The following is a 24,346-nucleotide window of genomic DNA, read 5'->3' as shown; positions in this document are numbered from 1 at the left end:
ACCGGGGCTATCTGGTTGGGAGTCCTTTGCATGCCGCGGGCGCCTCAGAATCGTGCGTTCGCACTTTCTCCCGCTGATCGCTGCGAATTACACGCGATCAGCGGGAAAAGTGCGATCGAAGGTGTCCGTTAGCGGGTCCAGCGGTCCTCGGTCAGCATTGAGCTGCCCAGCCACTCCACCGGGAAGCCCATGCCCTCAACGAGCGGGATCGCGTCGCTGCGGAGCTCCTTGCAGCACGCATTGACCTGAGCAGTGACCGCTTGGCCCGCGTCGCCGACATCCGGTTGTGCTGCTGGAACCAGCCCGCGTCAGCCTCCAGGCTGCTCAAGCAATAGAGGTCGCACACCTGGGTCAGCAGGGCCGCAGCGTGCGGGTCTTCGCAGGCGTCAATGCCCGCGACAAAGGCCTCGAGGATGACGCGATCCATGTGTGTCCGAGCGGCCATCAGCACGTGGTCCTGCACGTCGTTGAACGTGTCGAACGAATCCTTGCCGGCCTTGCTTGCCGCCCGCATCCGGTTGGCGACGGTCTCCAAGACGTGGCGCTCGCGGTCTTCGAACATCGACAGGTGCCAGCCCCGGTCGAGCAGCGTGTCCTCTTCAGAGCGACGACTAGCGGCGTCAATGAGTCGGTTGATCAGCGGCCTGGCAGCTGTGCGTTCGATGACTGCGCCACCAAAAGACCGGGCCACGAATTGCACCATGCCCTTGGAGTCCAGGTCGCCGAAGGTTTCCTTGTAGTTGGTCAACAGGCCCTAGGCGACCAGCTGGAGCAGCACCGTGTTGTCGCCCTCAAAGGTGGCGAAGACATCGGCGTCGCGGCGCAAAGGGTGAAGCCGTTCTCGGCCATATAGCCGGCGCCACCACAGGCTTCGCGCGCCATCTGGATCTTGTCGTTGGCGAAGCGGGTGGACATCGCCTTCATCCCAGCAGCCCGCGTCTCCAACTCACGCTGCGCTTCTTGGTCCTTCTCGGGTGCCTCGCTGAGCATCTGCAGGCGCTCGACCAGTTCGTTCTGCGCAAACATCAGCGCGTATGCGGTGGCGATGGCTGGGAAAAGCTTGCGTTGGTGGGCGAGATAGTCGATGAGGAGCACCTCGGGGTCATGCCCTGGGGCCTCAAACTGGTGACGCATCGTGGCATACCGAGTCGCGATGGACAGCGCCTTGCGTGCTGCCGCCCCGCCACCAGCGGCGATGCTGATCCGGCCACGGACCAAGGTGCCGAGCATGGTGAAGAACCGGCGGTTTGGGTTTTCGATGTCGCTTTCGTACACGCCGTCTTCGGTGATGCCGCCGTAGCGGTTGAGCAGCATCTGGCGGGGGACCCGCACGTGGTCAAAGAGCAGGGTGCCGTTGTCGACCCCGGCAAGTCCGCCCTTGGCGCCGTGGTCGCCGGTGGTCACACCGGGCAGGTCGGCGCCATCCTCATCGCGGATCGGCACCATCGCGGCATGCACGCCGTGGCAGTCCTCGCCGACCCACAATTGGCCATAGACAACGGCCATCCGAGCATCTTGTCCGGCGCCACCGATGTAGGCCTTCTGGGAGAGCCGGGTCGGGCTGTTGACGACGAGTTCTGAGGTCTCGGCATCATACGTCAGGGTGGTCTGCAGGGAGGCGACGTCACTGCCGTGGCCGATCTCGGTCATCGCATAGCAGCCAGGCAAACGCACCGACATGATGTCGGCCAGGTAGGTGTCGTGGTGCCACTGGGTGCCGAGGTTAACGACGGCACCGCCAAAGAGGCCAAACTGCACACCGGACTTCACTGTGGTCGAGAGGTCGCCGTGGGCGGCCATCTCAAAGTCGACGGCTGAGCGCCCCACATCACCTAGGCCACCGAACTCCTTCGGGTAGCCACTCGTGGAAAGCCCGTTTTCGGTCAGGATTTGCAGGCTGTCCCGGCACCAATCGCGGGCCTCCTGGATTGACATGTCCGCGCGGCGCACCATGATTTCTGGCGGCAGAATGTCGCGAGCTAGGTCGCGGACATAGCCGTAGCGGCCGCCGGTAGCCACGCGAAGGCTGCGGCCCAACTCGGAGATGTTCTCGCCGGGCCCAGCGCCCGGTTCAAGGTGGGATTTGGTCGAGTCGAGGGTTGTCATGCTTCCTCCAGATGGCGTCATTGGCAGGGGAGGAATTACTAGTGGTTGCGCTGCTGATCGGGCCCGGCTTGGTGCAGAGCCGGCCCGAGCATGGCAAGAACCGCAGACGTGACGTCTTCGGCGCTGCGTTGAGAGGGTCCATGAGTCACCCAGTGATCGGCGGCGGCGCGGATGAATCCCACGATGCCGTGCCCCCAGGTGACTGCAGGATCGGTGTTGCGGCCGTTGCGCCGCAGGTGGGCGGTCAAGATGGACGACAGTTGATCGCCGATCCGGCCGGTGAGTGTGAGCACTGGGTCGTCAACGCGACTCCCACAGGCGTCTAGTGCCGCGGGGTCGAGCAGCGGGCGGCTAACCACGAAGGCGTAAATTTCGGGGTCGCGCTCAATCAACCGCAGGTATGTCTGCACCATGGCCGTCACGAAGCCCGTCACATCGGCCACAGACCCATCGGGGGCGTAGCCGGCATGATCGGCGACCTCGCCCAAGTCCTTGAGGATGAGGGCGTCCACGGCTTCAACAACGGCGACGTAGATGCCGATCCGGTCGCCGAAGTGGCGATAGAGGACGGTCTTGGACGTGCCAGCCTCAAGAGCGATTTCGTCCATTCCGACGCCGGGCCCGTGCCGCCGGATCGCGCGCAGGGTGTGCTCAACGAGTTCACGACGTCGCTCTTGGCGGTGCACCTCCCAGCGCGCGTCACGGCCATCGCGGGGAGCAGTTGTTTTGGTGCTGCTCGGGGCGTTCATGTGTCATACAGTACCTAGTACTTGCTGTATCTGCTACGTCCGGTATCGGATAAACATCAATTACTGCTACCGTCAGTACCGGTTAGTTGCCCAATGTCGCCGCACTTTCAGGAGCCTGCACCTATGACTTCCCCCGCTTCCGCGCCCGAGAGCGCATCAAACCCGGACGTCCGCAATCTTCCACGCACGGCGGTCATCGTCGGTGGAAATCGGATCCCGTTTGGCAAGGCCGGTGGAAAGTACGCTTCGGCCTCGAACCAAGACATGCTGACCGCCGCCATCGACGGCTTGGTTGCTCGGTTTGGGCTGGCCGGTCAGAGCGTGGGCGCAGTTGCCGCCGGGGCGGTCCCAGCACTCCCGCGACTTCAGCCTGACTCGTGAGTCGGTGCTCGGGTCGGCGCTATCGCCCTCCACCCCTGCCTACGACCTGCAACTGGCGTGTGGCACGGGTCTTGAGGCTGCCGTGCAAATTGCGGGCAAGATCGCCCTCGGCCAGATCGACAACGGCATTGCTGGCGGCGTCGACAGTGCCAGTGACGCGCCGATCGCTGTGAGCGAGGGTCTGCGCAAGGCTTTGTTGAAGGCAAACCACGCCAAAACCACGCCGGCCAAGTTGAAGGCGCTCGTCAGCATTCGCCCTGGCGACCTGGCTCCGCAAAGCCCGCGAAACACCGAGCCGCGGACGGGTCTGTCGATGGGTGAGCACCAGGCGATCACCACCAAGAAGTGGGAGATCTCCCGTGAAGCCCAGGACGAGTTGGCTGCTGCCAGCCACCACAACCTGGCTGCCGCTTGGGACAACGGCTTCTTCGATGACCTGGTGACTCCTTTCCTCGGGTTGGCTCGCGATCAGGGCCTGCGTCCCGACACCTCGGTTGAAAAGCTTGCGAAGTTGAGCCCGGTGTTCGGCAAGGGCGAAGGCGCCACGATGACTGCCGGCAACTCAACCCCCTCTCTGATGGCGCCAGCGTTGTCTTCTTGGCCGAACAAGAATGGGCACAGGCCAACAACTACCCGGCGCTGGCCAAGGTCGTCGACTCCGAAATGGCTGCTGTGGATTACGTCAGCGGCGACGAAGGGCTGTTGATGGCCCCGGCCTACGCCGTCCCACGGATGCTTGCCCGCCAGGGCCTCACGCTGGCCGACTTCGACTACTACGAGATCCACGAGGCTTTCGCCGGCACGGTGCTGTCCACCCTGGCGGCGTGGAGTCGCAACACTTCGCTCGCGACCGCCTTGGTCTGGATGCCCCGGTCGGTTCGATCGACCGCAGCAAACTCAACGTCAACGGCTCGTCGTTGGCCGTAGGGCACCCGTTCGCCGCCACCGGAGGGCGCATTGTTGCCTCTCTGGCCAAGCAACTGCACGCTGCGGGCCCTGGCACCCGTGGCTTGATTTCCGTATGCGCTGCCGGTGGGCAGGGCGTCGTCGCGATTTTGGAGGCCCTCTGATGGCAGATCTTTACACCACCATCACCAAGAACCCCTTGGGCAAGGCTGTGACTTCCCAGCCTGGGTTGCCGCAGCCCACCCGACTGCGCCGTGGGCGCACCGGGCCTAGCGGGCCAATTGTCCTCGGCGTCATCAAGGGCGCCTCGGTGACCGCCGATGCCCTCGAGGTTCTGGGCCAGGCTCACGAGCAGGCGCTGGTGGATACCCCCGAGTCACGCACAGAAGACGAGAATGCCCGAGCCCAGCCCCCGGCATACTCAAGCAAGATTGGCGCTCTGATCGTGGACGCCAGCAATGCCACCCAGATCGCAGATCTGGAGCAAGTGCGCGCGTTGGTGCGCCCAGCACTGAAGGCCCTTGAGTCTTCGGCACGGTTGATCATCATTGGGGCTGACCCGGCTGCCGACCAGGGTGTTGAGCACAGTGCGGTCACCCAGGCGCTAGAGGGAATCACCCGCAGCATTGGCAAGGAGATGCGCAAGGGCGGCACCGCCAACCTTGTGCGGATCCAGCAGGGCGTGACCGGGACCGCCCTGGCCTCTACCTTGTCTTTCCTCCTTGAGGGGCGTTCCGCGTATGTCAGTGGGCAGCCGATCGTGGTCGGTGCGTCGGGCTCGGTGCCTGAGGTTGTTAACCGACCTCTGGAGGGCCAGATTGTGGTCGTTACCGGGGCCGCCCGCGGCATCGGCGCCGGTATCGCCGAAACCCTGGCCCGTGATGGCGCCAGCATCGTGGCTGTTGATATCCCGGCAGCTGGGGATGCCTTGGCCAAGGTGACGAACAACCTGGGTGGCACCGCGCTACAACTCGACATCACCGGCCCCGAAGCAGGTCAGCGGATTGTTGAGCATGTTGCCAGCCGATTCGGCCAGCAGGCCAAGATCTACGGCATCGTCCACAACGCTGGCATCACCCGCGACAAGCTGCTAGCCAACACCGACGAGCAGCGGTGGGGCAGCGTCCTGGACGTCAACCTCGCCGCCCAGTTGCGGATCAATGACGTCTTGTTGACCCCAGGCTTGCCTGGTGGGCTGACTGACGGCGGTCGCATCGTGGGCGTCGCATCAACCAGTGGCATTGCGGGCAACCGAGGCCAGACCAACTATGCGGCCAGCAAGGCAGGTGTGATCGGGGTCGTGCGCTCGCTATCTGGCGAACTTAACGACCGCGAGATCACTGTGAATGCGGTTGCACCCGGGTTTATCGAGACCGAAATGACCGGCAAGATCCCGGCGGCCACTCGAGAGTTTGCGCGGCGCTTCAACAGCGTGCAGCAGGGTGGTCTGCCAGTCGACGTTGCCGAGGCAATTGGCTACTTTTGGATCCAGCCAGCCAGGCTGTTTCTGGCCAAGTCCTGCGGGTTTGCGGGCAGTCTCAGATCGGAGCGTGAGCCATGGCATCGGACCTTAATGTCGAGTTGCTCACAGAGTTGCCGCCAATCGGGCTCGCTATCGCGAAGGCCGCGGTCAGTTCACGGGGCCGCGGCGGCGCGAAGGCGGACCTGCCAGAGCGGACCGTGATGGTGGCGGATGTGAGTTTCGACATAAACGACCTCGCTGACTATGCCCACCTGGTCGGGCTAACGCTCACCAATGACGTGCCAGGCACCTACCTGCATGTCCAGACTTTTGCCCTGCAGGTGCACCTGATGGCGGCGCGAGACTTCCCGTTTGCGATGGCCGGCATGGTGCATGTCGCCAACGAGATGACCGTCTTGCGCCCGGTTGGAGTTGCCGAAAAGGTCACCCTGTCCAGCTCGGCGACCAATATGGCGCCTCATCGCTCCGGCCTGACCCTCGACCTGGTCGGCGAAGCCCGCGTTGGTGACGAACTTGTCTGGCGCGGCACCTCGACATACCTGGTCAAAGGCGCCTCGATGCCGAGCGACGGGGCTGCCGAGGCTGGTTCTCCCGAGGCTGAGACCCTGGCGGCGCTGAGGTTGCGCTGCAGCAATGGGCTCAGTGGCGGACCACGACCGACCTGGGTCGTCGGTATGCGGCTGTTGCTGGCGACGTGAACCCGATCCACATGTCGGGGCTAGCCGCCAAGGCGTTCGGCTTCCCGACAGCTATTGCACATGGCATGTGGACGCATGCCAAGGTGATGGCTGCTCTGCAGGGGCGCATCCCGGCTAATCACACCGTGTCGGTTGAGTTTCGCAAGCCGATCCTGCTTGGCTCCACAGTTGCATTCCGCGCGGGAATGACCGACGATCGAGTGGCGTTATCAGTGACGAACCGATCGGGTGACCGAGTGCACCTGACCGGTCAAGTTGTGCCGCTCGCGGACTCGATTTCATGATCACCCCCATGATTGTGTAATCTTGCACAGCGCTGCTCGCCGGTGATGTTTACTGGCGCGAAGCAGGGCCCTATAGCTCAGTCGGTAGAGCGTCTCCATGGTAAGGAGAAGGTCAACGGTTCGATTCCGTTTGGGGGCTCTGGTAGCCCACTGGTCACCTAGTGGTTCCTGCCCATGGCGGGGTAGCTCAGCTGGTTAGAGCGCACGACTCATAATCGTGAGGTCGCGGGATCGAGTCCCGCTCCCGCTACTACATTTGCATCATCCACCGTTCCAAGAAGTCGAGAGTAGGTTGCCCCGTGGCTAGCAAGAGTGGCGACATCCGCCCGAAGATCACCCTGGCCTGCACGGATTGCAAGGAGCGGAACTACATCACCAAGAAGAACCGCCGCAACACGCCGGATCGGCTTGAATTGGCGAAGTTCTGCTGGCGTTGCCGTGCACACACGCCTCACCGCGAGACCCGCTGATTTAGCGTTTCTCAACGAGGAAAAGGGCTGTCTCCCACTGCGGGGAGGCGGCCCTTTGTCGTGTCGTGGGGGCTTGTCGGCGCAGCCCGATAGGGTGAAGCCATGGCCGTTAACGAAGACTTCATGGGGCGTGAATTTCCGCCCTTGCCGCCGGTGGACGTCACTGCAGAGTGGGTGGGCGAGTTTGCTTCCTCCGTGGGGGCCACCAACGCGATGCATCACGATGCACGGGCCGCACGAGATGCCGGTTTTGACGATGTGGTGGCGCCGCCTACTTTCGCCGTGGTGATCGCCCAAAAGGCCGATGCTCAGCTGATCGAAGACCCTGAGGCCGGGATCGACTTCACCCGGTCGTGCACGGCCAGCAGTCATTCACGCACCACACCCCGATTGTTGCTGGCATGCAGATTTCGGCCGTGCTGCACGTCGACGCCGTTCGGCCCGCCGGAGGCCACGTGATGGTGACGACCCGCAGTGAGCTGAGCGATGCAGATGGTTCGCCTGTGTGCACCGCGTCATCGACCATCGTGATCCGAGGGGAGCAGTCGCGAGTGTTGACCTACTCAACGTGCAGCCGGGGCAGGAGTTGCCCGGGATCACGGTGTCCGTGGACCGAGACCGTCTGGTCGCGTATGCAAATGCCAGCGGAGACCAAAACCCGATCCATCAGGACGAAGCCTTTGCCAAGTCTGTCGGCTTGCCCAACGTTATTGCGCACGGTATGTGGACGATGGGCGCCGCCATTGAGGTCGTGACGGGCTGGACGGGTGACCCTACCTCGATCGTTTCTTACTCGACCCGCTTCACAAGCCCGGTGGAGGTGCCCGCTGACGGAGGTGCTGAGATTGTGGTGGGTGGTGTCGTCAAAAAGGTTGACGAGGCGACTGGTCGGGTCACCATTGAGGTGTCGGTGACAAGCGGGGGCACCAAGGTTCTGGGACGCGCGTTGGCGATTGTCCGCACGGCACCGGCGCAGCCGTGACGGCGACCTCGGGCGACATGCGGTTGTCCCAGATCACCACCATGCGGGTCGGCGGGCCGGGCGAAGACTTCGTGTTCGCCCAAGATGTCGACACGATCATCGAGACCGTCCGGGCAGCAGACGATGCCGGCACACCACTGCTTGTTGTGGGCGGCGGCTCCAACCTCGTCGTGGCGGATGACGGCTTTGCCGGGACTGTTCTGCAGGTGGGCACTCGTGGCATCTCCGTGGAAACAGATGACCTGTGCGGTGGTGTCATCGTGCATGTTCAGGCTGGCGAGCCGTGGGATGACTTTGTCGCTCAAGCTTGCGAGCAGGAATGGTCTGGCATTGAGGCACTGTCAGGGATCCCGGGCAGCACTGGTGCCACCCCCGTGCAAAACGTCGGTGCCTACGGCCAAGAGGTGTCGCAGACCATCTGGCAGGTCAAGGTTTATGACCGGGTCAAAAGCGGATCAAAACCCTGTTCAACGCCGATTGCCAATTTGCCTACCGACACAGCCTGCTAAAGGCGACCATCGGCGGCGAGTTGGCCCGAGCCCCCGTTACATCGTGTTGTCTGTCGCGTTCCAACTCCGGCCCACCTCAATGTCCCAGCCAGTGGCGTATGCGGCGCTGGCCCACGGTCTAGGTGTTGAGTTGGGCGAGCGGGTGCCGCTGCAGGCCGCACGCGAGGCTGTCCTGGCCCAACGGCGCAGCGCGGCATGGTGCTTGATCCAGACGACCATGACACCTGGTCATGCGGCTCCTTCTTCACCAACCCGATCATCGGCAGCGAGCAGATGGCTGAAGTTCGCTCAAAGGCCACTGCTCTCCTCGGCGACGAGGGCCCAAGCCCCCGGAGTTTCCGCAAGCTGACGGAAGCATTAAGACTTCGGCTGCTTGGTTGATCGTCAAGGCTGGGTACGGCAAGGGCTATGGCGCGCCCGCCGCGGCAACGCTTTCGACGAAGCATCCACTCGCGATCACCAATCGCGGCGAGGCAGGCAGCGAGGACGTCGTGGCCTTGGCGCGCGAGATTCGCGCGGGTGTGCTGGACGCCTTTGGTGTTGAGTTGGTGAACGAACCTGTCTTCGTCGGCCTTGAGCTGGCCTAGTTGGCGTCTGAGGCTAACCACGCCTTGATCCCGGCGTACAACTCCACCTTGGTGGCCTCTGGGGCCAGAGAGCCTTGCACAGAGGCGTGAGCCAGTTGGGCCAACTGCGCATCGTCTAGACCTTGGTCGTCGCGAGCGCTCTGATACTGCGCTAGCAAGCGAGGGCCAAAGACAAGGGGTCATCTGCGCCGAGGGCTACCTTTGCGCCGGCCTCAAGCAGTGCAGCAACCGGCACGCTGGCGAGATCTGGGTAGACCCCTAGTGCGACGTTGCTGGTGGGGCACACCTCGAAAGTCACCCCTTGCTCGATGAGTCGGGACAGCAATTCTGGATCCTCCACGGCCCGCACGCCATGACCGATGCGGTGGGGGCGCAAGTGTTCGCTGATCTCATCCAGGTGGGCCGGGCCTAACAGTTCACCGCCATGCGGGACGGCAGCCAGGCCAGCCGCATGGGCAATGTCGAACGCCCGGTGAAACTCCGTGGTGTCACCCCGGCGCTCATCGTTGGACAGGCCAAAGCCGACGACTTGGCCAGGGCCGACCCCGGCATACCGAGCGGCGAGCCGGGCCAGAGTGCGAGCATCCAGAGGATGGCGAGTGCGGCTGGCGGCGACCACAATCCCTACCTTCGTTGGTCCGGTGGCGCTCACGATGGCTGCTTCGTCGAGGACGGCTTCAAGGGCAGGGTCACACCACCCATCCCGGCGGCGTACGACGTCGGATCGATCTGCAATTCCAGCCAACCCGATCCTTCCGATGCGTCATCTTCGGCAGCTTCGCGGACCAGGCGGCGCAAGTCTGACTCATCGCGCACGCAGGCGCGGGCCGCGTCATATAGGCGCTGGAAACGAAACCAACCACGCTCGTCGGCGATGCTCAACTGCGGCGGCCAACCCGTGGACAGACCGGCCGGTAGCCGGACGCCATGCTTTTCAGCAAGGTCGGTCAATGTGGCGAACCGCATGGAACCAGTGAAGTGCAGGTGCAAATGGGCCTTGGGCAGTGACTGGAGCGAGCGCGTCATAGGACAGGAATACCTCACAAATGGCTAGGCTGACAGTGTGACAGTTATTCAAACTGCGGGCCTGACGAAGCAGTACGGCTCGTTGATAGCCCTGAATGGGCTGAGCACCACCATAGGGGCGGGGATCACGGGGCTTGTTGGCGCCAACGGTGCGGGCAAGTCGACCCTGATCAAGCTGCTATTGGGGCTCCTGACGCCCTCTTCGGGGATGCTGCCGTCTTAGGCCACGACATACGTACGCAGGGGACGGAGATTCGGCGGCTGGTGGGCTACATGCCTGAGCATGACTGCCTTCCCCCGGATGTTCGGGCGATCGACTTCATCGTGCATATGGGGCGCATGTCGGGCCTGCCGCCCAATGTGGCGCGCGAACGGGCCGCTGACACGCTTCGCCATGTCGGTCTGGCCGACGAACGTTATCGGCTGATGGGTTCCTACTCCACTGGCATGAAGCAACGCGCCAAATTGGCGCAAGCCATCACCCATCACCCCAAGTTGGTGCTGCTCGATGAGCCGACCAACGGCATGGACCCGGCCTCACGCGACGACATGCTCAATCTGGTCAGCAAAATCGGCCACGACTTTGGCATTCCGGTCTTGGTGACATCGCACCTGCTCGGTGAGTTGGAGCGAGTCAGCGACAACATCATCGTGCTGGACGGGGGCACGTTGCTGCGCAGTCAAGCCACATCGGCCTTCACCGAAGTCACTGGCGTCCTGCTGGTTGAGGTGCTGGGCGAAGACCAAAACCAGCACCGGATGGGGGAGGCGCTTGCCGCTCAAGGTTTACCGTGTCGGCCACGAGGCAACTTGATTGAGGTTGACCCGCGTGGCCTTGCGGAGCCAGCAAAGGCACGCGACACCATTCGCGACACTGCCGTTGATCTGTCCATCGGACTGGTCCGCATTCAGGCTGAGCACGGCCAGATCCAAGACATTTTCCGAGGGGAGCCTGCTCGTGGCTAGTCGCACAGGCGGTGTCATCCACGACATCGGATATCGACCGTATGAGGGCCGCCGGCTCAGCGAGGGATCGATCGCCTGGTCGCTCTTCCGCCGGGGCTACTTGAAGCATTTGGCATCGGACGATCAGCCCGCGCCAAGATTTTGCCGATGACGATGGCCGTGTTGATGCTGATCCCGGCGCTAGTGATCGTCTCGATCATCGTGCTGGTCAGCCTCGCAGAGGGTTCCTCAACTACAGCACCTACATCAACATCTTCAGCGTCGGCATCGTGATCTTTGTGTCCGGCCAAGCGCCGGTCTTGTTCACTAGGGATCTGCGCTCCGGGGCCATCTCCTCTATCTCGCACGACCGCTACCCACGTGGGCTTTCGCCCTGATTCGGTGCGCATCACTGGCCACGGCCATCTTCACCATTTCGGCGCTACCGCTGCTGTTGATGTTTATCGGGGCTGTCTCCAACGAGGCTGACTTCACCGATCAAGCAAGCGACTTCTTCCCCGCGGTGCTCTCGGTCTTGATCTTGAGTGTGATTCTCGCGTCGGTCACCGGGCTGATCAGTGCGCTGACGACCCGACGAGGGTTCGCCGTCGGTGCAATCTTGATCAGCTTGTGGGTTTCGTCGGCCTTTGTCTCCGCGGTGCAAGCCATCGCCGACTTCAACCGGATGGACGGGTTAAGCCAGTTCGTCGGTTTGCTGTCGCCATTCAGCTTGGCAGACGGGATTCAGTCGGGGCTGTTGGGCGGGACCGCGTCCTTCTTTGGCGCCCCAGAGGGCATCGGCATGATCCTGCTCTACGTGGTCACCTCCATTGCCTTGGTCTTGGGCTCACTACTGCTGCTGATCCGCAGCTATCGACGAAAGGCCAAGTGATGAGTGTTCTTGAGATCGAAAAGTCTCTCGCTGGTACGGCAACGTCGTCGCGGTTAACGACGTCTCGATGAGCATCGGCCCAGGGGTGACGGGCCTGCTTGGGCCCAATGGGGCTGGCAAGACAACGTTGCTGGCGATGATGTCGGGGTTCATGGCGCCGTCCTCAGGTTCGTTGAGCCTGGATGGCAAGCCGGTCTGGCACAACACCTCGACCTACAAGACGCTGGGCCTGGTCCCCGAGCGGGAGATCAGCTTTGGCTATCTGACCGGACGCCAGTTTGTGTTGGCCAAGGCCGAATTGCATGGGCTCAAAGACGCTGGTGCGGCCGCCGATCGTGCTCTCGCGTTTGTCGAGTTGACTGATGCCGCGAATCGCAACATCAGCACCTATTCAAAGGTATGCGGCAGCGGGCCAAGTTAGCCGCTGGGCTGGTGCATGACCCTCGGTTCTGCTGCTCGATGAGCCGTTCAACGGTGTCGACCCAAGACAGCGACTACATCTGATGGGGCTGCTCACCCGCATGGGCTCCCAGGGGCGCACGGTCCTCTTCAGCTCCCACATTCTTGAGGAAGTGGAAGAGATTGCCCGACAAGTTGAGGTCATGGTGGCTGGTCGACATGCTGCCTCCGGAGACTTTGGCGCTATCCGCCGATTGATGACCGAGCGACCCACGCAGTATTCGATCCGCAGCAGTGCTGACCGAACGCTGGCCAGCGCACTCTTAGCGCTGGCCAGCGTGCAAGGGATCAACCTCGAGCCACGCGGCGGCATCAGCGTGCAGGTTGTTGATTTCGGTGCGTTCGCGACGCAACTGCCCAGATTGGCCAAGGAGCACAACGTGTCATTGCTCGAGTTCGCACCTTCCGATGAGTCATTGAGTCGGTCTTTAACTACCTGGTGTCGACATGAGCCCGACCATCATGCGGCTTTCGGCTAGGGCAGTCTTTGGCCAGAAGCGAGTGATCCTGGTGCTGCTGCCCCCGATCTTGCTCCTCGTTTTCAGCATTTTTGCCTCGATAGTTTCGCCGTTTTCTGAGCCACTGATTGAGCCTGCCTCAGTCATCTTCGGCATGGGCATCATCTTGCCGTTGGTGGCGCTGTTGCTGTCAATGGGTGTGTTGGGGCCAGAGATCGAAGACGGATCGATCGTCTATCTCTTGGCCACGCCCACGTCTCGCTACAAGATCGCGCTCAGCAAGTATGCGGTGGCAGCCGTTGCCTCAGTCGTGCTCGGCGCGGTGCCGGTGGCCATGTCGGTGCTGATTCTTGATTTTGAGTCCTGGGGAGTGGCCGGTGCACTGTTCGTGGGCGCGACCTTGGCCAGCCTGGCCTATTGCGGGCTCTTCCTCGCGCTGACCAGTCTGGTGAAATTTTCGACGATCGCGGGCTTGGTGTACATCTTGATCCTGGAGACGCTGTTTGCTAGTTGGCTGACCGGTTTGGCTTATCTCTCGGTTGGCAAGATGGGTGGGGCTATTGCGCAGTCTCTGTCCGACGACGTGCCGGCTGTGGGGGCAACGATCAACACGCCATACGCCTGGATTGGGGTCTTTGTCGTGGCTGCCCTGGGCGTCTTGATCACTGGCCAACGGCTCAGTTCGTTCCAGCTCAAGGGCGACGTCGAATAAGTCCCACGACTGCCTAGATGCAAGAACGCCCGCACTGACCATGAAGTCAGTGCGGGCGTTCTTGTGCCGGCGGCTCGGGCCTACTTGGCCTCAGCCAGCAAAGCCTGGATGCGGCCGACACCCTCAGCAAGGTCAGTGTCACCGAGTGCATACGACAGTCGCAGATAGCCGCTGGGGCCAAGGCCTCACCTGGCACGACCGCAACTTCAGCCTCTTCAAGGATCAGCGTCGCCAACTCTGCCGAAGTCTGCGGAGTCTTGCCGCGGATCGTCTTGCCGAGCACACCCTGGACGTTCGGGTACACGTAGAAGGCACCGTGGGGGACAGGGCATTGCACGCCATCGATCTCGTTCAGCATCGAGACCATCGTGTTGCGGCGACGATCGAAGGCCAGCTTCATTTCGTCCACTGCCTCCAGTGATCCCTGCAGGGCTGCAATAGCCGCGCGCTGAGACACGTTGGCGACGTTGCTGGTTGCGTGCGACTGCAGATTCGTGGCGGCCTTGATGACGTCCTTGGGGCCGATCATCCAGCCCACTCGCCAACCGGTCATGGCATACGTCTTCGCGACGCCGTTGAGCACGACACAGGTGTCTGCCAACTCGGGCACGGCAACCGGCATGGATGGCGATGTCACACCGTCATAGAGCAAGTGCTCATAGATCTCGTCGGTGACAACCCAGATGTTGTTGGTCAAGGCCCAGCGACCAATGGCTTCAACCTGCTCCGCGGAGTAGACCGCGCCGGTCGGGTTAGACGGGCTGCAGAACAGCAGCACCTTCGTACGGTCGGTGCGGGCGGCCTCAAGCTGCTCCACGGTGACGAGGTAACCCTGGTCATCGCCAGCAAAACCTCGACAGCCTCGCCACCAGCCAACTTGATGGCTTCGGGGTAGGTCGTCCAGTACGGCGCGGGCAGAATGACCTCGTCGCCTGGATCGAGCAAGGCAGCGAAGGTGTTGTAGACAGCCTGCTTGCCACCGTTGGTGACCAAGACGTTGGCAGTCTCCACCTCATACCAGGGTCGCGCTTGGTCTTGTCGACGATCGCCTGCTTGAGCGCGGGCAGTCCGCCAGCGGGGGAGTACCGGTGGTTGACCGGGTCCTGCGCGGCAGCCACAGCGGCAGCCACGATGTAATCCGGCGTCGGGAAGTCAGGCTCACCGGCGCCAAATCCAATCACGGGAGCGCCTTGCGCCTTAAGCGCCTTGGCCTTGGCATCAACGGCCAGGGTGGCTGACTCCGCAATCGCGCTGAGGCGGGCAGAGATGCGGGAGGTGGTCTCGTTGCTCTGGGTCACCGGGCTATTCTGTCACTCGTGGCGGCTTCGCCCACATCCTGTGCTTGGATACGTGCGGTTTCGCGCTCATCGAGAGCAAGTGGATATTGGGGAAGTAGTCGCGTAGAGTACCCGTTCGGGTGTTTAGTTCACCCACGCTGGCGGCTGCCCCGCAGTCGCCGAAGGGCGCTAGCTCAATTGGTAGAGCACTGGTCTCCAAAACCAGCGGTTGTGGGTTCAAGTCCCTCGCGCCCTGCGAAATGTGGTTAATCCACAGATGGCATTCACTGCCCGTCGATGATCGGCGGCACTTTCGAGGAAGGGAGACGTGGCCAGTAGCAATGCGAATGACACCAACGGTGTCGACCGCTCTCGCTCAGGCTCAGGTCTGCCCGCTCGCCCGGCGTCGTTCGCGGCCCAGGTGATGGCTGAGCTGCGCAAGGTTGTGCGACCTACGCAGCGCGAGCTGGTGACCTACACCATCGTTGTTTTGGTGTTTGTGGCTGCGATCATGGGCTTTGTCTTCGGGCTTGACCAGATTTTCACTCGCCTGGTGGGCTTTGTCTTCGGCGGGTGAGGTTGTCCCCGCAGCCACCTGGCTCGCATTCGACACCACGCCGGTACGCCGGTGGTCATGGCCGCTCAGCGGTCGCCGTATTTTCAGGAAGAGGTTCTAGGTCATGTCGCAGGAGTTGACCCCGCAGGCCGATGAGGATGTTCCCTCGCAGGTTGAGGCGGCAGACGAAGTCGATGCGCAGACTGCAGAGGTCGATGAAGCAGCGCAGACCGAAGCCGCTGAGGCTGACATCGACGCAGCGCCCGTGGATCCCGTTGAGGAGTTCAAGGCCACCCTGCGCTCGCAGTTCGGTGACTGGTACGTGATCCACTCCTACGCGGGTTACGAAAACCGCGTGAAGCTGAACCTTGAAAACCGCATCACGTCCTTGAACATGGAGGACTACATCTTCGGTATCGAAGTTCCCATGGAGGAAGTTACCGAGATCAAGGGCGGCCAAAGGAAGGTCATGAACCGCGTCCGTATGCCCGGGTACGTCCTGGTGCGGATGGAGCTGACCAACGAGTCCTGGGGTGCCGTTCGGCACCTCCGGGTGTCACTGGCTTCGTGGGCAACGCTCACCAGCCAGCGCCGTTGAGCCTTGATGAGGTCTACACGATGCTCGCTCCGGTCTTTGAAGAGCCTGCGGCCAAAAGGGTGAAGCTGGCTCCAAGTCCGGCGGCGCCTCAGCTCGCCCGGCCCCTGAGGTCGACTTCGAGCTCGGTGAGTCCGTCACCGTTATGGAAGGTCCGTTCGAGACCCTTCCAGCCACGATTTCCGAGATCTTGCCTGAGTCGCAAAAGCTCAAGGTGCTGGTCTCGATCTTTGGCCGGAAACGCCGGTCGAATTGTCGTTCAGCCAGGTCGCTAAGATCTGATCTGTTCGTCGAACCACCCATAGCAACACAGTTCAAAGGACCCGAACATGCCCCCCAAGAAGAAAAGAAGGTCTCCGGCTTTATCAAGCTGCAGATCCAGGCAGGCGCGGCTACCCCCGCTCCTCCCGTCGGCCCGGCCCTCGGTCAGCACGGCGTCAACATCATGGAGTTCGTCAAGGCCTACAACGCCGAGACGGAAGCCCAGCGCGGCAACGTGATTCCAGTGGAGATCACGGTCTACGAAGACCGTTCCTTCACCTTCATCACCAAGACCCCGCCGGCCGCTGAGCTCATCAAGAAGGCTGCTGGAGTCAACAAGGGCTCTGGCGAACCGCACAAGACCAAGGTCGGCAAGCTGACCAAGGCCCAGGTGAGCGAAATCGCTGAGCAGAAGATGGTTGACCTCAACGCGAGTGACGCCGAAATGGCCGGCCGCATCATCGCCGGCACCGCCCGTTCCATGGGCATCACGGTCGAGGCCTGAGCCTTCGACTTAACGCTGGTCAACACTTGATCGGCACGTGGCAGGACCAGCGCTGGTCCGCTAACCACACCTCCCTCATGCTTTAGGAGCAGATATGAAGCGCAGCAAGGCTTACCAGGCCGCGGCAGAGAAGATCGACCGCGACAGCCTGTACACCCCGGTGGAGGCCATTCGTTTGGCACGCGAAAACTCCACCACCAAGTACGACGCGACCCTCGAGGTTGCCCTGCGTTTGGGCGTTGACCCTCGCAAGGCTGACCAGCTGGTCCGCGGCACCGTTAACCTTCCGCACGGAACCGGCAAGACTGCTCGGGTCCTGGTCTTCGCCAACGGCGACCGTGCAGAGGCTGCCCGCGAGGCCGGAGCTGACTTTGTTGGCTCCGACGAGCTCGTGGACAAGGTCGCCGGCGGCTGGTTGGACTTCGACGCTGTCGTCGCCACCCCAGACCTCATGGGCAAGGTTGGCCGTCTTGGTCGCGTCCTCGGCCCGCGTGGTTTGATGCCAAACCCCAAGACCGGCACCGTCACGATGGACACCGCCAAGGCTGTCTCTGACATCAAGGGCGGCAAGATCGAGTTCCGTGTCGACAAGCACTCGAACCTGCACTTCATCATCGGCAAGGCTTCCTTCGACGAGAAGTCCTTGGTCGAGAACTATGGCGCGGCCATGGATGAGGTCATGCGTTTGAAGCCGTCGGCTGCCAAGGGTCGCTACATCAGCAAGGCCACCATGGCCACGACGATGGGCCCCGGCATCCCGCTGGACTTCTCCAAGCTTGGCAAGACGCTGCTGGCTGAGTCTGAGTGATACAGATTCTCTAGACGTCTAGCCCGCAAAGGCCCCGGAGAGTATTCACGTACTCTCGGGGCCTCTTGCATGCTCCGCGCCTGCCGCACTGCCCCCGCATACCCCCACTGCCCCCGCATACACCCACTGCCCCACCCCCGCCGAATCGCACTTGTTCGCCCGAATCGCGGCAAATAGCCGCCCATGCGGCGACTAAGTGCGATCGGCCTGTGACTTGTGGACATCTCTGGGCGCATATCTCGGTGATTGGCCACGATGAATCGATGGACCGAGAAGTAGGCCAATGGTTGTTGGCTAATGGGGGTGTGGCCCGCACCAGTGATTTGCTGGGCATGGGCGTGAGCCATCAGGCCTTGCACCGGATGTTGACGCGAAGAGAGTTGACGCGACTAAATCGCGGGGTCGTGCTGTGTGGCCAATCGTGGCGCGAAGCCCAGCCCTCCGAGCGGCGCCGGTTAAGGGCCCGCTCTGCTCTAGCCATGGGCGCCGACGGTGATCTGGCGCTAAGCCATCACAGTTCTCTGGCGCTCGGCGGCGTGCCGATCTTTGGGGTCGACAATCGCTCGCATGTGATGTCACTCGACGGTGGCAGACGGCATACCAGCGAAAAAGTGGCCTTTCATGCCCCAGTCGCTACCGAGTGGCTGGTGCCTTGTGAGCAGCAGTTTCGAGTGCGGGATTCGCTCGCGGCTTTGCAGGTGTCGGATGCCTTTGGTGTTGAAGCGGGGCTGGTTTCGGCGGATGCCGTAGCCCGCGCAGGTGCCCAGCAGTCCGAGTTCACGCAGGCGCTGAGCGCTGGGCGATTCGCTCGCGGGCTGGCCCGACCGAGGCAGGTCATCGAAATGCTAAATCCAGAGATGGAGTCACCGGGGAGTCTCGCTGCCGATGGCTCTTCCACATCATGGGTATGCCAGTTGCCGAGCCCCAGGTGGAGTTCACCTTGCCCTCTGGCCGCATCGCCCGGGTTGACTTCTACTTTCGTGATCAGCGCACAGTCGTCGAGTTTGATGGCCAGATCAAGTATGCGAGGGCCGGTGACTTGTTTGCCGAGAAGAAGCGAGAAGACGGATTGCGCTCTCTGGGGCTTGAGGTTGTCAGGCTGGTATGGAGCGACCTCAGCGAGCCACAACGTGTGAGGTCACTGCTGGAGACAGCCTTTAGTCGTGCACGCCGGATGTGGTGAAGGGGGCCATTCGCAGTTATTCGCACGAATCGCACCAAGTAGCGTCGCTTTGAGCGAATAACTGCAATTCGTCTGGGCTCTGGGCTCTGGGCTCTGGGCTACGGGTTGCTGGCGGTGCGCGATGGTCAGCGCGATTTCACCGATCGCAGCACCACGGCATACTCGATTTGGAGTTCCCCACGACCGCGATACCTTTAGGTGTACCAATGACCGCCGGTCGTCTCATTTGCTTGCAAGTGAGATCGAAGGTTCCGACATGTCGGACGACCCGCGTAGGGAGCAAAGTGTTTGAGCAAGTCATGCCGATGTATGACTAACGTTCCAAGCCCCGTGACCTCTGCGCCGGGGCTTTCTTCATGTGTTGAGCCAGACAGATCGGCACCACGTGACGAAGGAGGCCCCATGGCAACACCTGAGAAGGATGCAGCCATTGCCGAGTTGAAGGACAAGTTCCTCAACTCGGGTGCGGCCGTGCTGACGGAGTACCGCGGACTTTCCGTGGCCCAGCTCACTGAGCTGCGTACCTCCATGAGTGAGCACGCGACCTACGCCGTGGTGAAGAACACGCTGACCAAGCGTGCCGCTGCCGAAGCTGGCGTGACCAGCTTCGACGAGCACCTGCAGGGCCCAAGCGCAATCGCCTTCGTTACCGGTGACCCGGTCGAAGCTGCCAAGGGCCTTCGTAACTTCGCCAAGGCAAACCCCGCACTGGTGATCAAGGCCGGCATCCTCGACGGTAACCCGTTGAGCGCCGAGGAGATCACCAAGCTTGCCGACCTGGAATCGCGCGAGACGTTGCTGGCCAAGATGGCCGGCGCTATGAACGCCTCGCTCACCCAGGCCGTTTACTTGTTCGCCGCACCGCTCTCGCAGACCGCTCGGGTCGTCGAGGCATTGCGCGCGAAGGTCGAGACCGAGGGCCCGGCTGCTGCCGATGCTCCCGCCGAGGCCACCACCGACGTCGCCGAGGGTGGCGACACGGACCCCAGCGATGGGGACAGCTGATCCTTGACCATTCGGTTAATCCAGCAAACATCACCACCAGCCACTCTTGGCACCATCAGGAAGGAACGCCCCCATGGCGAAGCTGAGCACCACTGAGCTCCTCGAAGCTTTCAAGGAAATGACCCTCATCGAGCTCTCCGAGTTCGTTAAGGAATTCGAAGACACCTTCAACGTCACCGCTGCTGCCCCCGTGGCCGCCGCTGGCGCTGCCCCGGCCGCTGCTGCCGAGGCCGTCGAAGAGCAGGACGAGTTCGACGTCGTCCTCGAAGCCGCTGGCGACAAGAAGATTCAGGTCATCAAGGAGGTTCGCGGCTTGACCTCTTTGGGTCTGAAGGAAGCCAAGGACCTCGTCGAGGCTGCCCCCAAGGCAATCCTCGAGAAGGTCGACAAGGACTCGGCCAACAAGGCCAAGGAGTCCCTCGAGGCCGCAGGCGCAACCGTCTCCGTCAAGTGACGTTGCTCCCGGCTTGACCGGGAACTGCTTAGTTCAAAGGGCGAGATCGTTTCGACGATCTCGCCCTTGGCGTTGCCGGGGTTAGTCGACAGGCGAGCGCAACTGGGGGTATGCAGTCACAAAACAAGGGGATGGGCTGCAGTTTTCCACAACAACAGCGGGGTGCCTCTCGCATATGGCGGGGACTGGGGCTATCGTTAGAGTGCGACAAGCGAGATGGGCGCAGGGGGTGCGCCGGGCCCGATTGGACGCACAGTCATGGCACGTGTACAGTAGTACTTTGCGCTGCCCTGACTCTGTCTCCAATTAGCAACAGCACCAAGCAACACGTTGCGGATGCCGGCCTCGGATCGAGATTTCCCTACTCGGAGATCCTCGCATCTTGCTGACATTCTTTGGGGATTCTACGGGGTGCGTTTGACCTAACCGCTTGTTCAGGCCCGTGGAAGGACCATCCTTGGCTGCCTCGCGCACTGCGAAGAAGACTGTGTCCAGCGCTCGGACGGCATCTGGCCGTTTGAGCTTTGCGAAGATTCGTGAGCCACTAGAGGTGCCAGACCTCTTAGCTCTACAAACAGATAGTTTTGACTGGTTGCTCGGCAACGAAGACTGGCAGGCCCGCGTGGCCGAGGCCCAGGCTTCTGGTCGGGCAGATGTGCCGGATCGTTCCGGTCTGGAGGAGATCTTCGAGGAGATCTCTCCGATCGAGGACTTCTCCGGATCCATGTCGCTGTCGTTCCGGGATCACCGCTTCGAGGAGCAAAGTACTCCATCGAAGAGTGCAAGGAACGCGACATGACGTATTCCGCGCCCTTGTTCGTCACCGCTGAGTTCATTAACAACTCGACCGGTGAGATCAAGAGCCAGACGGTCTTCATGGGTGATTTCCCTTGATGACTGACCGTGGAACCTTCATCGTCAACGGCACCGAGCGTGTCGTCGTCTCTCAGCTCGTCCGTAGCCCCGGAGTTTACTTCGAGAGCGCCTTGGACAAGACCTCCGATAAGGACGTCTTCTCCGCCAAGGTGATCCCGAGCCGTGGCGCATGGCTTGAGTTCGAGATCGACAAGCGCGACATGGTTGGCGTCCGCGTCGACCGCAAGCGCAAGCAGAGCGTCACCGTTTTGCTGAAGGCTCTCGGCTGGACCCGTGACCAGATCCTGGAGGAGTTCGGCGACTACGAGTCGATCCGTCTCACCTTGGAGAAGGACCACACTGCCGACCAGGACGAGGCTCTCCTCGACATCTACCGCAAGCTGCGTCCGGGCGAACCGCCCACCCGCGAGGCTGCGCAGAACCTGCTCGACAACCTCTACTTCAACCCCAAGCGCTATGACTTGGCCAAGGTTGGTCGCTACAAGATCAACAAGAAGTTGGGTGTCCAGGCTCCGCTGAACGAGTCCGTGCTGGGTGTCGACGACATTGTCGCCTCCATCCGGTACATCGTGGCGTTGCATGCTGGCGAGACCACGCTGTCCGTCACCAAGGACGGCGAGCGCGTCGACATGCCGATCGAAGTCGATGACATCGACCACTTCGGTAACCGTCGTCTGCGTAGCGTTGGCGAGCTCATTCAGAACCAGGTCCGCACGGGTCTTTCCCGTATGGAGCGCGTGGTTCGTGAGCGGATGACGACTCAGGACGTCGAGGCCATCACGCCTCAGACCCTGATCAACATCCGTCCCGTTGTGGCCTCCATCAAGGAGTTCTTCGGGACCAGCCAACTGTCGCAGTTCATGGACCAAAACAACCCACTGTCGGGTCTGACGCACAAGCGTCGTCTGTCGGCCTTGGGCCCGGGTGGTCTCTCACGTGACCGCGCCGGCATGGAAGTTCGTGACGTTCACACCTCTCACTACGGCCGTATGTGCCCGATTGAGACGCCTGAAGGTCCGAACATTGGTCTGATCGGTTCGCTGGCTTCCTACGGTCGCATCAACCCCTTCGGGTTCGTTGAGACGCCTTACCGCCGAGTCAAGGGTGGCGTTGTCTCCGACGACGTTGACTACTTGTCTGCTGATGAGGAAGACCGCTTCGTTATCGCGCAGGCCAACGCGCCGCTCGAGGACGACGGCAAGTTCGTCCAGGAGCGCGTGTTGGTTCGCGCCAAGGACGGCGAAGCAGTTGACGTCCCGGCCGATGAGGTCGACTACATGGACGTTTCGGCTCGCCAGATGGTGTCTGCCGCAACCGCGATGATCCCGTTCCTTGAGCACGACGACGCCAACCGCGCCCTCATGGGTGCCAACATGCAGCGTCAGGCTGTGCCGTTGGTGCGCGCCGAGGCTCCGCTGGTTGGAACCGGTATGGAGTGGCGTGCCGCTCTCGACTCCGGTGACGTTGTCCGTGCGGGCAAGGCCGGTGTGGTCCAGGAAGTGTCGGCTGACATCGTCCAGGTGACGAACGACGACGGCACCTACAGCAGCTACCGCATCGACAAGTTCACGCGCTCCAACCAGGGCAACTGCTACAACCAGCAGGTCCGGGTCAACAGCGGCGACCGCGTCGAGGCTGGCCAACTTCTTGCTGACGGTCCTGCGACCGACGGTGGCGAGATGGCACTTGGCCGCAACCTGCTCGTGGCATTCATGCCGTGGGAAGGCCACAACTACGAAGACGCGATCATCTTGAGCCAGCGTTTGGTTCAGGACGATGTCCTCTCCTCGATTCACATCGAAGAGCACGAGATCGACGCTCGCGACACGAAGTTGGGCCCGGAGGAGATCACTCGGGACATCCCGAACGTCTCCGACGACGTCTTGGCTGACCTGGACGAGCGCGGAATCATCCGCATCGGCGCCGAGGTTCGCGATGGCGACCTGCTGGTCGGCAAGGTCACGCCTAAGGGTGAGACCGAGTTGACCCCTGAGGAGCGCTTGCTCCGTGCGATCTTCGGTGAGAAGGCGCGCGAGGTTCGCGACACCTCGATGAAGGTCCCACACGGTGAGACCGGCACGATCATCGGTGTCAAGGTGTTTGACCGCGAAGAGGGCGACGAGTTGCCCCCAGGCGTGAACCAGTTGGTCCGTGTCTACGTGGCCAACAAGCGCAAGATCACCGACGGCGACAAGCTTGCTGGTCGTCACGGCAACAAGGGCGTTATCTCCAAGATTCTGCCCGTCGAGGACATGCCGTTCCTGGAGGATGGCACGCCGGTCGACATCGTCTTGAACCCCTTGGGTGTTCCGGGACGTATGAACGTCGGACAAATCCTTGAGTTGCACCTCGGTTGGGCCGCTTCGCAGGGCTGGCAGATTGAAGGCAACCCCGAGTGGGCTGCTCAGATTCCGTCCGATGCCCGCGAAGCAGCACCGCGTAGCCGCGTTGCTAGCCCGGTGTTCGATGGTGCTCGCGAAGGCGAGATCACTGGTCTGCTGGATTCGACCCTTCCGGGTCGCAGCGGCGAGCGTTCCATCGGTGCTTCGGGTAAGGCCAACTTGCTTGATGGCCGTTCCGGTGAGCCCTACCCCGAGCCCGTTTCGGTTGGTTACATGTACATCCTGAAGCTGCACCACTTGGTGGACGACAAGATCCACGCGCGCAGCACCGGGCCGTACTCGATGATCACCCAGCAGCCGCTCGGTGGTAAGGCCCAGTTCGGTGGTCAGCGATTCGGTGAGATGGAGGTGGGGCCCTTGAGGCATACGGCGCTGCCTATGCACTGCAGGAGCTCCTCACCATCAAGTCGGATGACGTGACCGGCCGAGTCAAGGTCTACGAATCCATTGTCAAGGGCGAGAACGTGCCCGAGCCCGGCATTCCTGAGTCCTTCAAGGTGCTCATCAAGGAAATGCAGAGCTTGTGCCTGAACGTCGAGGTGTTGTCCAGCGATGGCACGCACATCGACCTCCGCGACTCCGACCAAGAGGTGTTCCGCGCAGCGGAAGAGCTCGGTATCGACCTGTCCCGGCGTGAGCCGAGCAGCGTTGAAGAGGTCTGACGCACTGCGTCTTGCCTGGAGTTAGTTGCTGACCCGGCCGGGGAGAGATCAACCCCGGCCGGGGACGGCATACGCACCACGTTTGAACACACGACTATCTGAGACTTAACGAGTT

Annotated in this window: 23 protein-coding genes, 3 tRNA genes and 7 pseudogenes; 28 read left to right on the top strand and 5 right to left on the bottom strand. The window is 62.0% G+C overall.

What is annotated here, in order from left to right:
- Window positions 1–151: 151 nt before the first annotated feature.
- From L0A91_RS08645 to L0A91_RS08635, 3 genes are read right to left on the bottom strand one after another with little or no spacing between them, the layout of a single operon-like run.
- On the bottom strand, window positions 152–748 hold the full coding sequence (locus tag L0A91_RS08645; protein ID WP_235243897.1) for an acyl-CoA dehydrogenase: 597 nt from the start codon (window positions 746–748) through the stop codon (window positions 152–154).
- Window positions 745–2,106, bottom strand: coding sequence for an acyl-CoA dehydrogenase family protein (locus L0A91_RS08640; protein ID WP_235243896.1), 1,362 nt, complete (start codon window positions 2,104–2,106; stop codon window positions 745–747). The genes L0A91_RS08645 and L0A91_RS08640 overlap by 4 nt, the downstream gene beginning before the upstream one ends.
- Before the next feature lie 38 nt (window positions 2,107–2,144).
- On the bottom strand, window positions 2,145–2,855 hold the full coding sequence (locus L0A91_RS08635; RefSeq protein ID WP_235243895.1) for a TetR/AcrR family transcriptional regulator: 711 nt from the start codon (window positions 2,853–2,855) through the stop codon (window positions 2,145–2,147).
- Between the two features lie 123 nt (window positions 2,856–2,978).
- On the opposite strand from L0A91_RS08635, the pseudogene L0A91_RS08630 reads away from it, so the two are divergent.
- From L0A91_RS08630 to L0A91_RS18875, 12 genes and pseudogenes are all read left to right on the top strand, one after another.
- Window positions 2,979–4,306, top strand: a pseudogene (locus tag L0A91_RS08630) (acetyl-CoA C-acetyltransferase).
- The gene (locus L0A91_RS08625; RefSeq protein WP_311197740.1) at window positions 4,306–5,826 is read left to right on the top strand and encodes a 3-oxoacyl-ACP reductase; all 1,521 of its coding nucleotides are present in this window, start codon (window positions 4,306–4,308) and stop codon (window positions 5,824–5,826) included. The pseudogene L0A91_RS08630 and the gene L0A91_RS08625 overlap by 1 nt, the downstream one beginning before the upstream one ends.
- Window positions 5,827–5,837: 11 nt before the next feature.
- Entirely contained in the window at window positions 5,838–6,323 is a 486-nt protein-coding gene (locus L0A91_RS08620) for a hypothetical protein (RefSeq protein ID WP_311197739.1), read from the top strand.
- Window positions 6,320–6,607 (top strand): MaoC/PaaZ C-terminal domain-containing protein, encoded by a 288-nt coding sequence (locus tag L0A91_RS08615; RefSeq protein WP_235243893.1) that lies wholly within the window; start codon window positions 6,320–6,322, stop codon window positions 6,605–6,607. Before L0A91_RS08620 ends, L0A91_RS08615 begins: the two co-directional genes overlap by 4 nt.
- Window positions 6,608–6,673: 66 nt before the next feature.
- Window positions 6,674–6,746, top strand: a tRNA-Thr gene (locus tag L0A91_RS08610).
- A gap of 37 nt (window positions 6,747–6,783) precedes the next feature.
- Window positions 6,784–6,857 (top strand) — tRNA-Met (locus L0A91_RS08605).
- A gap of 49 nt (window positions 6,858–6,906) precedes the next feature.
- Window positions 6,907–7,077, top strand: coding sequence for a 50S ribosomal protein L33 (gene rpmG, locus L0A91_RS08600; RefSeq protein WP_220121666.1), 171 nt, complete (start codon window positions 6,907–6,909; stop codon window positions 7,075–7,077).
- A gap of 102 nt (window positions 7,078–7,179) precedes the next feature.
- Window positions 7,180–7,619 (top strand): annotated as a pseudogene (locus tag L0A91_RS19850) (MaoC family dehydratase N-terminal domain-containing protein); the annotation flags it as partial.
- Window positions 7,583–8,059, top strand: a complete 477-nt coding sequence (locus L0A91_RS08590; RefSeq protein WP_235243892.1) for a MaoC family dehydratase — start codon at window positions 7,583–7,585, stop codon at window positions 8,057–8,059. The pseudogene L0A91_RS19850 and the gene L0A91_RS08590, both read left to right, overlap by 37 nt.
- Complete coding sequence (locus tag L0A91_RS18885) at window positions 8,056–8,568, top strand: FAD-binding protein (RefSeq protein ID WP_311197738.1); 513 nt, start codon at window positions 8,056–8,058, stop codon at window positions 8,566–8,568. The genes L0A91_RS08590 and L0A91_RS18885 overlap by 4 nt, the downstream gene beginning before the upstream one ends.
- A 43-nt stretch (window positions 8,569–8,611) precedes the next feature.
- Window positions 8,612–8,917 (top strand): hypothetical protein, encoded by a 306-nt coding sequence (locus L0A91_RS19845; protein WP_397333689.1) that lies wholly within the window; start codon window positions 8,612–8,614, stop codon window positions 8,915–8,917.
- 28 nt (window positions 8,918–8,945) lie between these two features.
- Window positions 8,946–9,155: a hypothetical protein gene (locus tag L0A91_RS18875; protein ID WP_311197736.1), complete on the top strand. Its 210-nt coding sequence runs from the start codon at window positions 8,946–8,948 to the stop codon at window positions 9,153–9,155.
- Here L0A91_RS18875 and L0A91_RS08580 read toward each other — a convergent pair.
- Window positions 9,152–10,181: pseudogene (locus tag L0A91_RS08580) on the bottom strand (adenosine deaminase). The gene L0A91_RS18875 and the pseudogene L0A91_RS08580 sit on opposite strands and share 4 nt — an antisense overlap.
- A 37-nt stretch (window positions 10,182–10,218) precedes the next feature.
- On the opposite strand from L0A91_RS08580, the pseudogene L0A91_RS08570 reads away from it, so the two are divergent.
- The 7 genes and pseudogenes from L0A91_RS08570 (at window position 10,219) to L0A91_RS08545 (ending at window position 13,647) form a co-directional block, all read left to right on the top strand.
- Window positions 10,219–11,147: pseudogene (locus L0A91_RS08570) on the top strand (ABC transporter ATP-binding protein).
- Window positions 11,140–11,298 carry a hypothetical protein gene (locus L0A91_RS08565; RefSeq protein WP_235243890.1) on the top strand — a complete coding sequence of 53 codons (159 nt, stop codon included), beginning with the start codon at window positions 11,140–11,142 and terminating at the stop codon, window positions 11,296–11,298. Before L0A91_RS08570 ends, L0A91_RS08565 begins: the two are co-directional and overlap by 8 nt.
- Window positions 11,295–11,420, top strand: a complete 126-nt coding sequence (locus tag L0A91_RS17410; protein WP_260115166.1) for a hypothetical protein — start codon at window positions 11,295–11,297, stop codon at window positions 11,418–11,420. Before L0A91_RS08565 ends, L0A91_RS17410 begins: the two co-directional genes overlap by 4 nt.
- Before the next feature lie 163 nt (window positions 11,421–11,583).
- Complete coding sequence (locus L0A91_RS08560; RefSeq protein WP_235243889.1) at window positions 11,584–12,018, top strand: hypothetical protein; 435 nt, start codon at window positions 11,584–11,586, stop codon at window positions 12,016–12,018.
- 67 nt (window positions 12,019–12,085) lie between these two features.
- Entirely contained in the window at window positions 12,086–12,439 is a 354-nt protein-coding gene (locus L0A91_RS08555) for an ATP-binding cassette domain-containing protein (RefSeq protein WP_235243887.1), read from the top strand.
- Between the two features lie 82 nt (window positions 12,440–12,521).
- Window positions 12,522–12,956 carry an ABC transporter-like protein gene (locus L0A91_RS08550; protein ID WP_235243885.1) on the top strand — a complete coding sequence of 145 codons (435 nt, stop codon included), beginning with the start codon at window positions 12,522–12,524 and terminating at the stop codon, window positions 12,954–12,956.
- Entirely contained in the window at window positions 12,925–13,647 is a 723-nt protein-coding gene (locus tag L0A91_RS08545) for an ABC transporter permease subunit (RefSeq protein ID WP_235243884.1), read from the top strand. Before L0A91_RS08550 ends, L0A91_RS08545 begins: the two co-directional genes overlap by 32 nt.
- Window positions 13,648–13,727: 80 nt before the next feature.
- Here the strand turns inward: L0A91_RS08545 and L0A91_RS08540 are convergent.
- Window positions 13,728–14,945: pseudogene (locus tag L0A91_RS08540) on the bottom strand (pyridoxal phosphate-dependent aminotransferase).
- 162 nt (window positions 14,946–15,107) lie between these two features.
- On the opposite strand from L0A91_RS08540, the gene L0A91_RS08535 reads away from it, so the two are divergent.
- From L0A91_RS08535 to rpoB, 9 genes and pseudogenes are all read left to right on the top strand, one after another.
- A tRNA-Trp gene (locus L0A91_RS08535) sits at window positions 15,108–15,180 on the top strand.
- Between the two features lie 72 nt (window positions 15,181–15,252).
- Window positions 15,253–15,501, top strand: coding sequence for a preprotein translocase subunit SecE (gene secE / locus L0A91_RS08530; RefSeq protein ID WP_397333686.1), 249 nt, complete (start codon window positions 15,253–15,255; stop codon window positions 15,499–15,501).
- A gap of 103 nt (window positions 15,502–15,604) precedes the next feature.
- A pseudogene (gene nusG, locus L0A91_RS08525) lies at window positions 15,605–16,357 on the top strand (transcription termination/antitermination protein NusG).
- Window positions 16,358–16,376: 19 nt separating this feature from the next.
- A complete protein-coding gene (rplK, locus tag L0A91_RS08520) occupies window positions 16,377–16,841 on the top strand; it encodes a 50S ribosomal protein L11 (protein WP_235246576.1) in 465 nt (154 codons plus the stop codon).
- A gap of 94 nt (window positions 16,842–16,935) precedes the next feature.
- Window positions 16,936–17,649: a 50S ribosomal protein L1 gene (gene rplA / locus L0A91_RS08515; RefSeq protein ID WP_235243882.1), complete on the top strand. Its 714-nt coding sequence runs from the start codon at window positions 16,936–16,938 to the stop codon at window positions 17,647–17,649.
- Window positions 17,650–17,912: 263 nt separating this feature from the next.
- Window positions 17,913–18,785: a type IV toxin-antitoxin system AbiEi family antitoxin domain-containing protein gene (locus tag L0A91_RS08510; RefSeq protein WP_235243880.1), complete on the top strand. Its 873-nt coding sequence runs from the start codon at window positions 17,913–17,915 to the stop codon at window positions 18,783–18,785.
- A 449-nt stretch (window positions 18,786–19,234) separates the two neighbouring features.
- Window positions 19,235–19,837: a 50S ribosomal protein L10 gene (gene rplJ / locus L0A91_RS08505; RefSeq protein WP_220121653.1), complete on the top strand. Its 603-nt coding sequence runs from the start codon at window positions 19,235–19,237 to the stop codon at window positions 19,835–19,837.
- A 73-nt stretch (window positions 19,838–19,910) separates the two neighbouring features.
- Window positions 19,911–20,291, top strand: coding sequence for a 50S ribosomal protein L7/L12 (gene rplL / locus L0A91_RS08500; RefSeq protein ID WP_220121652.1), 381 nt, complete (start codon window positions 19,911–19,913; stop codon window positions 20,289–20,291).
- 457 nt (window positions 20,292–20,748) lie between these two features.
- A pseudogene (gene rpoB, locus L0A91_RS08495) lies at window positions 20,749–24,231 on the top strand (DNA-directed RNA polymerase subunit beta).
- Window positions 24,232–24,346 lie beyond the last annotated feature (115 nt).

Source organism: Ornithinimicrobium sp. INDO-MA30-4 (assembly GCF_021535045.1).
GTDB lineage: Bacteria > Actinomycetota > Actinomycetes > Actinomycetales > Dermatophilaceae > Ornithinicoccus.
This window is presented reverse-complemented; position numbering and strand designations above follow the sequence as displayed.